Raw genomic sequence first — 11,501 nt, 5'->3', positions numbered from 1 at the left:
TGCCCCAAACCATAATGGAATCAGTCATTGCCAATCTAAAATCTAAAATCTAAAATGGTATTAGTCGTCTCCCACGTCGGCTTTTTTGGGCTGCTGACTTTGTTAAAAAAGCTAAATTGAAAATAAAATTATACAATAAGAATGGCTCAAGCTATTTATAAATTTTTATTGTTCTGTCCCCTCCCTGGGAATTTGGATATTGCCACCGATGACAACAGACTCTTTCAACCTGTCTCTCCTACAGCGGGCGATCGCAGCGTCGAGCAACAGCATCCTCATCGCCGATGCTCGCAAGCCTGACACACCTATTATCTACTGCAATCCAGCTTTTGAGAAACTGACCGGTTACAGTACCGAAGAAGTTATTGGACGCAACTGCCGGTTTTTGCAAGGCCCCGATACAGATCAGGCTGAATTAAATAAACTCCGCCGCAGCTTGCAAGCGGGAAAGGAAATTCAAGTAGTTCTCAAAAATTATCGCAAAGACAAAACTCCTTTTTGGAACGAATTAATGGTTTCCCCCATCCTAGACAATAAGGGGAAATTAACTCATTTTATCGGAGTTCAGAACGATATTAGCAAAAGAGTAGCCGCCGAAACAGCCCTCCAAGAAAGCGAAGAAAGATTGCGGGCGATCGCCACTGTGACTCCCGTTCCCATGTCAATTACGCGCCTAGAAGATAGCGTAATTTTGTATGCAAATTCTGCCCTCGGAGAAAGTTTAGGTGTGAGTTGCGAACAACTTATCGGACGAAAAAAAAATGAACTTTATGCCAATATCAATGACCGCAGTCAATTGATAGAATTAGTCAAACAAAACGGCTTGGCCGACCGCGAAGAAATCTGCCTCAAGAAAGCAAATGGCAGTTTTTTTTGGGTAAAAATGTCGATGCGAGCGATTAATTTTAATGGCGAAGCCGCAATTTTATCGGCATTTTACGATATTACCGATCGCGTAGAAGCAGAAACCGCACTACGGCAAAGCGAAGCGAGGTTTCAAAAACTAGCCGCCAACGTTCCGGGAATGATTTATCAATTTCAGTTAGCAGCAGACGGCACGGTGTCATTCCCCTACGTCAGTTCCGGCTGTCGCGAGCTCTGGGAATTAGAACCAGAGGTACTCCAAATTTCAGCTATTCCCGCGATCGAAATGATTCATCCAGACGATGCGCCAAGCTTCCATGAATCTGTTGCTATCTCAGCTCAAACTTTAGAGCCTTGGCGGTGGGAAGGCAGATTTGTTTTTCCGGGCGATCGGATTAAGTGGGTTAGCGGGGCTTCCCGGCCAGAACAGGGCGAAAAAGGTGACATTATTTGGGACGGCGTGTTGATTGACATTAGCGATCGCAAACTTGCAGAATCAGCACTGCGGCAAAGCGAAGCCAGATTCCAAAAAATGGCCGCCAATGTGCCGGGAATGATTTATCAATACTTGCTGCATCCCGACGGTTCAAATGAATTCATTTATGTGAGTTCCGGCTGTTGGGAACTCTACGAATTAGAGCCTGAAAAATTTCAACAAAACTCCAATTTAATGTGGTCAATGGTGCATCCAGAAGACCTAAACAATCTGTTAGAATCAATCGCAATTTCAGGCCAAACTCTCAAACCTTGGATATATGAAGGGCGGATCATAACAGGAGCGGGAAAACTGAAATGGATTCGTGGCATCGCTCGCCCTGAACTGCAACCGGGGGGCGATATACTGTGGGAAGGGGTGACAATCGACATCAGCGATCGCAAGCTAGCAGAAATCGCCCTCAGCGAGTCAAAAATCGCCCTGCAACAAGCCAATCAAGAACTTGAAAAGCGCGTCCTAGAACGCACGGAAGCCTTGGAAACATCCCAAAATATGCTGTGGTTGGTAATCAATAACATCCCTCAGTTAATCGCCTGGAAAGATCGAGATTTAGTTTACTTGGGAGGCAACAAAAACTTTGCCAAAGTCGCAGGTTTCAATCACCCCAGTGAAATCGCCGGTCTCACCGACTTCGATATGCCCTGGAAGCCCGAAGAAACAGAATTTTTTCGAGCCTGCGACCGTCGCATCATGGCAACAAACACCCCAGAATATCACATCCTAGAATCCAAAATGCAAGCCGACGGCACCCAGTGCTGTCTGGATACAAATAAAATACCTTTACACGACAATTCCGGCAATGTTGTCGGCATTTTGTCTACGTTTGAAGACATCACCGATAGGCTTTCCCTAGCAGCTCAAGTCCGGGCCAGCGAGGAACTATTTCGCACAATTTTTGAAGATGCACCGATCGCTATCTACTTAGCTAATTTAGATGATAACAAGTTAGTGAGAGTTAATAAAACTTACTGCGAAATGCTGGGATATACCGCAGCCGAATTGCTCGCCAAAACATTTATTGAACTTGGACATCCCGAAGATTCTCCAAAAAATCTCCAAGTTGCTGATTCTCTGGAGCGGGGAGAAATTACTCACTATCAAATCGAACTCCGCCAGATTACCGCTATCGGTAAAATTGTTTGGGTAAACGTGACAGCTACTTTGATTCGAGACGGCGAAGGAAAACCCATTTACAATTTAGGGATGATTGAAAATATAACCAACCGCAAAATTTCCGCCGCCGCACTCCAAGCTTCCGAATCTCAATTGAGAAAACAAGCAGCCCAATTGCAAGAAGCCTACGAAAAGCTACAACACGCTCAAATCCAATTAGTTCAATCAGAAAAAATGTCTAGCCTCGGTCAGATGGTGGCTGGCATCGCCCACGAAATCAACAATCCCGCAACTTTTATTAACGGCAATATTTCTCACACATACAACTATTTTCACGATTTAATTGAACTGTTAAGTCTCTACCAGGAATGCTATCCGTCCCCAGTGCCTCAGATTGCTGAAAAAGTTAAGGACTTAGAGCTAGATTTCTTGAAGGAAGACTTGCCCAGAATGCTAAACTCCATGACAGTAGGAATAGAAAGAATCAGTAAAATTGTGTTGTCGCTGCGGAATTTTTCGCGACTGGATGAATCAGAAATGAAGTGGGTAGACCTTCATGAAGGAATTGACAGTACGCTGTTAATTTTGCAGCACAGGTTGCATCAAGGAAGTCTAAAAAGCGGGATTGAAGTTATTAAAGAATACGGAAAAATATCGAAAATTCACTGTTGTGCAGGTCAGTTAAACCAGGTATTTCTAAATATTATCAGCAATGCGATCGACGCTCTAGAAAACCAACCGGAACCTCGGACGATCGTGATTCGCACCCTCATGAAAAAAGCTGGCATGAAAAGCCACAGTAAAAACCAGCTCAGTGATTGCGATCGCATTGTAATTTGCATCGCCGACAGTGGCCCGGGAATGAGCGAAGACGTTCGCAAGCGGCTATTTGACCCCTTCTTCACAACCAAGCCCGTAGGGGCTGGAACCGGCTTGGGATTATCCATCAGCCATCAGATTGTGGTAGAAAAACATAAGGGAAGCCTGCGGTGCATCTCAGCGCCCGGACAGGGAGCGGAATTCTGGATTGAAATCCCCTGCTGAGCGATCGGAAATTAATCTAAAAGTTTAAATATCTAACTTTTAATTCCCAATTGCCGTCGGTGCTTGAGTTATCAGGGTTTTGAATTAACCGCACTCAGAGACCGGAACAAATCGCACTCAGCGGTGTGCTAATCTGCTGCCCTTATTCGCTAGGCAAATATGCTGAAAAAATTACCTTTATCCTGGTCTCGCTACATTCCAGCCGGGTTGACGCTGGGTTTGGGTGTGGGACTGTCGCTTCTCACATTCGCCTTGGTTTGGGACTGGGAAGACAAGCGCCGCGACTACGAAATGAACCGCCGCATCGACGATATTTCGCTCGCCATCGAACGCCAGCTTAACTCCGACTTAGATACTGTTCTCGCCCTCAGCGACTACATGAAAGCCTTCAGCGCCGTCGAGCGTTCCTCTTTTGCCAGGTTTGTCGCCCGGCCCCTATCCGTCCACCCCAGCCTGCAACTCCTGGCTTGGGCCCCCCGCGTCCCCAATTCCGAGCGGCGCAACTACGAAACCAAAGCTAGAACCGAAACAGAGCCCAGCTTCGAGATTACAGAGCGCGGCCCGCGAGGAGAACTCCGCAAGGCCCTCCAGCGTTCCGAATACTTCCCGGCTTTCTACGTCGAACCACCAGCCGGAAACGAGACAGTATTAGGCTTTGACCTCGCCTCCCACCCAGAAATCCGCGCCGCGCTCGATCGAGGGCGCGATACAGGAGAAATGATTGTCACCAACTACATCGGCTTAACTCAGGGCAATTCCCCGGAACTAGGTCTTTTGGCTATAGTTCCGATTTACGAAAACAGCAGTAAACCCACTACCCTGGAATCCCGTCGCCAACGGCTACAAGGATTTGTTCTGGGCGTATTTCGAGGCAAAGATATTTTCCAAACCTCTTTAAAAGGACGCAATACCGACTACCTCACTATTTATCTCGTTAGCGAGGCTCCAGACAAGCAACAAGCAGCGTCGCTGTTACCGCAAAGGGCCAACCCGGTTCTCAAAAATCTCCCTGCTGAGGGGCAAATTCAGCAATTTGCGGTGCAGTTCCAATCCGAGAGCCAACAAGTGCTTCCAGCATCAGCCGCTGCGGAACCCTCCCTCATGCAAAACTGCCCGATTCTTGACAATCCAGGCCCGAACTATACAGCTTGCAGAAGGCGGCTGAAAATTAGCGGCCGCCAGTGGTCTATGTACGTGTCGGCAACGCCGGAAATTCGCAGGCTTCGCAAGCACTGGCGCTCTTGGGGAACTCTGACGATGGGGATGCTGTGGACTCTGATTCCGGTGACATATATGCTGACATCTTTGAGTCGCACCGCCCAAATCGAAAAGCTAGCCGGAGAAAGAATTCGCCAAGCCGAACAGTTGCAAGCTGCTTACCTACAGTTGGAACTCGAACAAGCTAAATCCGAGCAACTGCTGCTGAACGTTTTGCCCGCAGCGATCGCCCTGCGTTTGAAGGACAATGAACACAATATCGCCGAAAGTTTTGCGGAAGTAACTGTGATGTTTGCCGACATTGTGGGGTTTACAGAACTTTCGTCGAGAATTTCAGCGACTGCAGTGGTGGAAGTGCTCAACGATATTTTTTCGGCTTTTGACCACTTGGCCGATCGCCACGGTTTGGAGAAAATTAAGACTATTGGTGACGCTTACATGGTTGTCGGCGGTTTGCCTACGCCCCGAAACGATCACGCCGAGGCGGTTGCGAACATGGCGATCGATATGCTGCACGAAATTAGGCTCCTGAGTTTAGAACATTCGGAACCTTTCAGCATTCGGATCGGGATTAGCAGTGGCCCTGTCGTTGCCGGCGTGATCGGCTTAAAAAAGTTTATTTATGACCTCTGGGGCGACACAGTAAATATTGCTTCGCGCATGGAATCCCACGGGATTACCGGCTGCATTCAAGTCACCGCCGAAACCTACGAGATATTAAAAGATAAATATACTTTTCAGAAGCGCGGCGCTATTCAAGTTAAGGGCAAGGGATACATGGTTACTTATTTACTGACTGGGAAAAAAGATTATTGACACCGCCCAAAAACGGATACCAGCCTCCGATTCCCCGATCAACTAAGACTTGCGATCGCCAAGCTAAGATATGATAAGCTCAAGGTATTCTATCACCCCTGCACCAACTGAGGAAAAACCATGACGACGCTGCTAATTCAAACCGAAAGCGTCCCACTGACGGTCAATTTCCCTGCGATCCAATCGATGACTGTTGAACAGTTCTATGAATTCTGTATAGTTAATCGCGATTTGAGAATTGAGCGTACTGCCAGTGGGGAAGTCATTATCATGTCACCAGCTTTTTCAGATACAGGGAATCGAAACGGTAAGATTTTTCAGCAACTTGCAAACTGGGCAGAAGAAGATGGCACAGGTGAAACGTTTGACTCCAGTGCAGGCTTTACCTTGCCGAATGGAGCAACCCGCTCCCCCGATGCCTCATGGATTAAACTAGAGCGCTGGAATGCCTTAACTGAAGAACAAAAAGCCTCATTCGCACCGATTTGTCCAGACTTTGTGATTGAATTGCGGTCTGCTAGTGACGCTCTCAAGGGATTGCAAAAGAAGATGCAAGAATATATTGACAACGGTGTATCGCTCGGCTTTTTGCTCGATCGCAAAAACAGAAAAGTCTACATCTACCGTCCCGATCGCGAACCTGAAATCTTAGATAATCCTGAAACAGTCAGCGGCGATCCAGAGTTACCGGGATTTGTCTTGCGGATGGCAAAAATCTGGTGATTTAGATCGTTACACCATACTCAAAGACATCAATTCATCTGTCATTTCAAAATTCGCCGTCACACTTTGCACATCATCCAAATCTTCCAGTGCATCCATTAACTTAAGGAGCGATCGAGCTTTTTCAGGAGTGTCTATTTCCACTGTATTGCTCGGAATCCAGCGAGTTTCCGACTGCAAAACAGCAAAAGTTTTTTGTTTCAAATGACACTCCCCGCTCTTTCAGAGACTGGGATTATTGGTTCATAGATACCTTATTTTTTAGCTCGCATCACTAAATCAATTAACTGTTCTCTTCCCCAGAGTTGTACCCCATTCGCTTGAGCCAGTTTATGAGCATTGGATGTAAACATACTGTTTGTAATAACGATCGCATCTTGCGCCCCGTAATACTTAACCGCACTAACCACTTCTTGCACGGCGGAATTTCCCACTTTTCCTTGATAGCGTTTTGCCTGGACAACGGTTTTCTTGCGGGCTTTAGAGAGAATCAAGTCCGCACCAAAATCCCCCGTTTTGGGTGTCATTTCGACCGCATAACCGAGATTGCGGAAACAGCAGGCTAAAAATTCCTCAAACTCTTCTCCCGTCATGCGATCTACCTGATCGATTAAATACCCAATCTCTGCCACTTCTAACCGCGTAGAACCTGCTAAAATCTGCTTGAATTTTTTCAGCAGAATTGCACTCAACTTAGTAGAAGGAGAATGAGAAGATAAGGGGGGAGCTTGTGATTCAGTATCTATTAAATTCGCAATCTTTGGCACGTCTAATCGCCCAGCAACTTTTATGATTTTTTGGAAATTTTGCAGCAGACTCGAACTCAACTTATTAGTAGAAGGAGAATCAGAAGATAAAAAGGGAATTTGTGACTCAGCTTGGACTTCAGTTTGTGCTTCAGTGGGTGGCGGTACCGCATCCTCGATCGAAGTTGGCTGGGCTGGCTTTTGAGCTTGCTTTCTTTTGCTCAAAACAGCCCGTTGAATTGCCAGCAAAATTTTCCCCTCTTGTTGATTAATTTCACCGTCAGCCTCGATTATCTCAGTGCATCGCTTTAAAAGTGGTTCGGCAAAGTCAAGTTCGAGTTGTGCGAGTAAAATATCCAACTTGGGAAGCAATTTAGACTTATTTGTCACAGCTTCAATCTCAGCTAAAGTCCTGGGATTTAAATTCGCCGCTCGTAATTCCGGTAATAACTCATCCCATCGGGTGAATTTTTTGCTGGCATAGACGACATACACCAAAATCCAATCCATCACCGTTTCTTGTGCGATCGCTTTCTCTAAATATTGCTCACTTTCCGCTTGCAAGACTTCTTGTAAATCTTCGAGCTTGGTTTCGATTTTCGAGGAATCGAGATGCGCTTCATAAAACCGACAAGCACCGTATCCCAGCGCGTAAATCATTGTCGCACTGGCGCTAGCATTAATCACCGCACCCGCCAAGGGAATATTGCTGACCAGCGTAACTCCAGCTTCGATCGCTAAATTGCTACCCAAGGATAAACCGAAAATAGCGACAACTTCTCCTTTGCGATCGCTCGATTGCAAATCCATTCCATAGGCGGCAGCTATTTGATAAACCAACTCGGCGGATAACGCCGTCATTGCCGCTAAATCCATGCCAGCTAATGCCAAAGCTGCGCCCGGAACTAAACTGCTAACCAAGCCACTTCCTGCCGCTAGCAAGGCTTTTTCCACCATTAAGCGATGTGCGATTTCTTGAGGTTTCTCGTGAGGATATTGGCGCTGCAACTCTCGAACTTGCCCCTCGGCAGTCACTACATCAACTTTATCGATCGCATTAACTAACCAGTCGATTTTGAAATTTTCAGTCAGTTTTTTCAAGATAGGACTCTGGGAAATCGAACCGAGGGCTGAATCCAAAAAATTGGGAAATTGGAGTCCTGCACTTCCGGCATTGCCTACCGCATTCCCTACCGCACTCGCAGTATTCACGATCGCACTTCCGGCATTCCCCACCGCACTCGCGCTATTAATAATCGCACTTCCGGCATTCCCTACCGCATTGCCTACCGCACTTGCGGTATTCACGATCACACTTCCGGCATTGCCTGCCGCACTCGCGGTATTAACAACAATCGCACCTCCAGCACTGCCTACTGCATTTCCAACTGCACTCGCGCTATTAACAATCACACTTCCGGCATTGCCTACCGCACTCGCGGTATTAACAACAATCGCATCTCTAGCACTCGCCGCTGCATCCCCCCACGCACTCGCAGTATTCGCGGCCGCACTTCCCGCACTCGTCGCCGCATCCCCCCACGCACTCGCAGTTGCAGAAACGGCTCCGAAAACGGAACCGAACCAATTGGATTTATCCCCAGGTTCAGCCTGCACCTCCGATTTGGAGCGATCCTTGGTTTCTGATACTTCGGTTGCTGAGAGAACTTCTTGTGAGTGGGTGCTGTCTATTTTGCTTTCGTTGTTATCTAGCATGGCTTTACTGTGGGTTGAGATTTTCAATGCAGCTTTTTGAGCAATGCGTTGGATTGACACTCCCCACTCGCGTACAGATGGGGATTCGTTTCCTGGTAATAATAGTGTAGCGCGATGTCCCGCTGGCGATTTTTCGTCTTTTGCAGTGCCAGCAGGACGCTCCCGAACCCTCATCTTTCAACCATTAAACCATGACCGAAGACATCAATTCATCTGTCATTTCAAAATTCGCCGTCACACTTTGCACGTCGTCCAAATCTTCCAGTGCATCCATTAACTTGAGGAGCGATCGGGCTTTTTCAGGAGTGTCTATTTCCACTGTATTGCTGGGAATCCAGCGAGTTTCCGACTGCAAAACTGCAAATTTTTTGTGTTTCAAAACATCAGCCAACTGTTCCAAATTAGCCACACTTGTAAATACCTCTGCACCTTCAGTATCCTCATCAATTAATATCAAATCATAAGATTCCGCACCCGCCTCTAGCGACGCTTCAAACAATTGTTCCTCATCAATCGGGCCGCGTACAGTACAAACTCCTTTGTGGTCGAACATCCAGCCCACACAACCTGTTTCGCCCAAGTTGCCGCCATTTTTAGTAAAAGCTTCTCGCAAGTCAGCCGCGGTGCGGTTGCGATTGTCTGTCAGCGCTTCAATTAGAATAGCAACCCCGCCAACGCCGTAACCTTCGTAGCGAATAGCTTCTAAATCCGAACTTCCCCCGGCTAAGCCAGCACCTTTGGCGATCGCCCTTTCTATGTTTTCATTAGGAATACTCGCCGCCTTGGCTTTTTCTATAGCCGTTCGCAGTTGAAAATTGCCAGCGGGATCGGGAACTCCGCTGCGGGCCGCGACAATAATTTCGCGAGATATTCTAGCAAAAACCTTGCCTTTAACGGCATCTACTCTAGCTTTTTGGCGTTTAATATTCGCCCACTTACTGTGTCCTGCCATACCGATTTAAGCTTTTGGATTTAAAATGTGCGATCGAGATTAAACAATAACACCCAGATTGAGACTAATCAGATTAACGTAGGGTGCTCTTCTGCCGCGCACCTTACACACATAGCATAAAATGCGATTTTTGGCACGAATCTCAACTTTAATTAAACCGGATCGCGGTTTCAGAGTCAGTCAGGTGAGAAGTATCGCCATTAAGTGCGATCGACCATTCTCCCTCACCGCGCACCACTTTCACCAAACAGCACAAAGAAGCGTTTATTTCCGTTTCCGCACCGCCCGCCAGCCCGATCGCAGTTCCTAAAACCGACGCACCGTGACCTACCAATAACATATCTTCGGGAAACTCAGCCGCGAGGCGTTTAGCCGTTTCCCCCGCCCTTTTAAGACAAGCTTCCCCAGTTTCGGGATAATTAGCAATACCGCCTTTGTAGGAAGCATCAATCCTGGGAAAACGCCTGCACAAAGCTTCGACGGACTCAGTTTCTGGCATTTCTGTCATCCATTCCGGATTCAGCCATTCGCACAGTCCCCACTCTAGTTTAATTGACAAATCGAGAGCTTCTGCCGCGTGATTTGCTGTTTGGACTGTTCGCAGAAAAGGGGAAGCAAAAATATGAGAAATTCCTTCACCTTTGAGGCGATTAGCGAGTTGTTGGGCTTGAACGTGACCGTCTTCGGAAAGGTGAGGATCGTAGCGGCGTTCTGCGGTGAGAAACCAGTCGGGGTTAACGAAGTCGATGCGGTTTCCGTGTCGTGCGATCCAGACTGTTTGTGGCATGAGTTGGTTTGAATTTGGCTTCTTGATGTAATATTATATCAAAGATGCTGATTTGGGATCTTTATGAAATTCGAGTGGGATGAAAACAAGGCTGCGGTAAATTTGTCCAAGCATGGCATCTCATGTGAGGAAGCCAGAACGGTTTTTGACGATCCCCTCTACGTCGATTTCTAAGCTCCGTATCGCTCTGATGAAGAAGCTCGCTATATTATTGTTGGAGAGTCCCCGCAAGGTAATTTATTGATAGTATCGTATACAGAAATAGCAGATTTTATTCCTATGATTAGCGCCCGAAAAGTAACACGAGTGGAGCGATAAGTTTATGAATAAGGATGAAACAGGGATGGACGATGATCTTCGGTCGGAATATGATTTGAGGAATTTGCGTGTAAGAAGCGTAGGATCTGGACGAAAGACCTTTGGTGGTGTAAAAATTCGTTTAGAACCGGATGTTGCAGAGATGTTTCCCGATTCTGAAGCAGTAAATGAAGCTCTGCGGTTTTTGATTAGAATTACTGGAGAAATTGACACAGCAAATGAGTTTCAACCCCTCAGCGAAGAACAAACGATCGCCAAGAGTCTCGCAGCCTTGCAAGATTACCAGACAAACAAGACGGGCATGGGGCACGATCGGGTTAAGCAATGGGCAGATAGTCTAGGGAGCGATCGTTTTGGCTACCTATGCCAAAATAAAGTTAGAAAATAAAGTTAACCATTCATCATAACTTTTATGACTCTTACACTCACCTTACCACCGAAAATCGAAGCACTGCTGCGCCAACGGGCGGAAAGTACAGGACAAGATATAACCAGCGTTACCCTAGCTGTTATCGCGTTCGGACTTAGCTTTGATGAAAGCGATTTCTTCGAGGCATTAGAAGGGATTCAACGCGGACTTGATGACTTCGATCGGGGTCAGTTTTCTACTCTGGAAGAGTTTGTCGATAGACAAAACCAGAAATACGGACTTTCTTTGGAAGCATAATAGACATCTCCAAAATAGTAACATTATGTGGTAAAAGAACA

Annotated in this window: 8 protein-coding genes and 2 pseudogenes; 6 read left to right on the top strand and 4 right to left on the bottom strand. The window is 46.8% G+C overall.

Annotated features, from left to right (window positions below; genetic code table 11):
* Nucleotides 1-208: 208 nt before the first annotated feature.
* The 3 genes from QUB06_RS11265 to QUB06_RS11255 all read left to right on the top strand — a co-directional run bounded on the left by QUB06_RS11265 (nucleotide 209) and on the right by QUB06_RS11255 (nucleotide 6,274).
* Entirely contained in the window at nucleotides 209-3,517 is a 3,309-nt protein-coding gene (locus QUB06_RS11265; RefSeq protein ID WP_333435353.1) for a PAS domain S-box protein, read from the top strand.
* A 159-nt stretch (nucleotides 3,518-3,676) separates the two neighbouring features.
* The gene (locus tag QUB06_RS11260) at nucleotides 3,677-5,551 is read left to right on the top strand and encodes an adenylate/guanylate cyclase domain-containing protein (RefSeq protein WP_333435352.1); all 1,875 of its coding nucleotides are present in this window, start codon (nucleotides 3,677-3,679) and stop codon (nucleotides 5,549-5,551) included.
* Between the two features lie 120 nt (nucleotides 5,552-5,671).
* Nucleotides 5,672-6,274 carry a Uma2 family endonuclease gene (locus QUB06_RS11255; RefSeq protein WP_333435351.1) on the top strand — a complete coding sequence of 201 codons (603 nt, stop codon included), beginning with the start codon at nucleotides 5,672-5,674 and terminating at the stop codon, nucleotides 6,272-6,274.
* 9 nt (nucleotides 6,275-6,283) lie between these two features.
* Here QUB06_RS11255 and QUB06_RS11250 read toward each other — a convergent pair.
* The 4 genes and pseudogenes from QUB06_RS11250 to QUB06_RS11235 all read right to left on the bottom strand — a co-directional run.
* A pseudogene (locus QUB06_RS11250) lies at nucleotides 6,284-6,478 on the bottom strand (YebC/PmpR family DNA-binding transcriptional regulator); the annotation flags it as partial.
* Between the two features lie 50 nt (nucleotides 6,479-6,528).
* Complete coding sequence (locus QUB06_RS11245; RefSeq protein WP_333435350.1) at nucleotides 6,529-8,910, bottom strand: restriction endonuclease; 2,382 nt, start codon at nucleotides 8,908-8,910, stop codon at nucleotides 6,529-6,531.
* A 10-nt stretch (nucleotides 8,911-8,920) separates the two neighbouring features.
* Nucleotides 8,921-9,688, bottom strand: coding sequence for a YebC/PmpR family DNA-binding transcriptional regulator (locus QUB06_RS11240; protein WP_333435349.1), 768 nt, complete (start codon nucleotides 9,686-9,688; stop codon nucleotides 8,921-8,923).
* Nucleotides 9,689-9,836: 148 nt separating this feature from the next.
* On the bottom strand, nucleotides 9,837-10,475 hold the full coding sequence (locus QUB06_RS11235) for a histidine phosphatase family protein (RefSeq protein WP_333435348.1): 639 nt from the start codon (nucleotides 10,473-10,475) through the stop codon (nucleotides 9,837-9,839).
* Nucleotides 10,476-10,538: 63 nt separating this feature from the next.
* Between QUB06_RS11235 and QUB06_RS11230 the strand changes: the two are divergent.
* From QUB06_RS11230 to QUB06_RS11220, 3 genes and pseudogenes are all read left to right on the top strand, one after another.
* Nucleotides 10,539-10,793 (top strand): annotated as a pseudogene (locus tag QUB06_RS11230) (BrnT family toxin).
* Between the two features lie 4 nt (nucleotides 10,794-10,797).
* Nucleotides 10,798-11,181 (top strand): hypothetical protein, encoded by a 384-nt coding sequence (locus tag QUB06_RS11225; protein ID WP_333435347.1) that lies wholly within the window; start codon nucleotides 10,798-10,800, stop codon nucleotides 11,179-11,181.
* Between the two features lie 24 nt (nucleotides 11,182-11,205).
* Entirely contained in the window at nucleotides 11,206-11,460 is a 255-nt protein-coding gene (locus tag QUB06_RS11220; protein ID WP_332985310.1) for a hypothetical protein, read from the top strand.
* The last annotated feature ends 41 nt before the right edge of the window (nucleotides 11,461-11,501 follow it).

The sequence above is a fragment of the Microcoleus sp. D2_18a_D3 genome, assembly GCF_036702455.1.
Lineage (GTDB): Bacteria > Cyanobacteriota > Cyanobacteriia > Cyanobacteriales > Microcoleaceae > Microcoleus.
The sequence above is the reverse complement of the archived record's forward strand: the minus strand, read 5'-3'. Positions and strand labels throughout refer to the sequence as shown.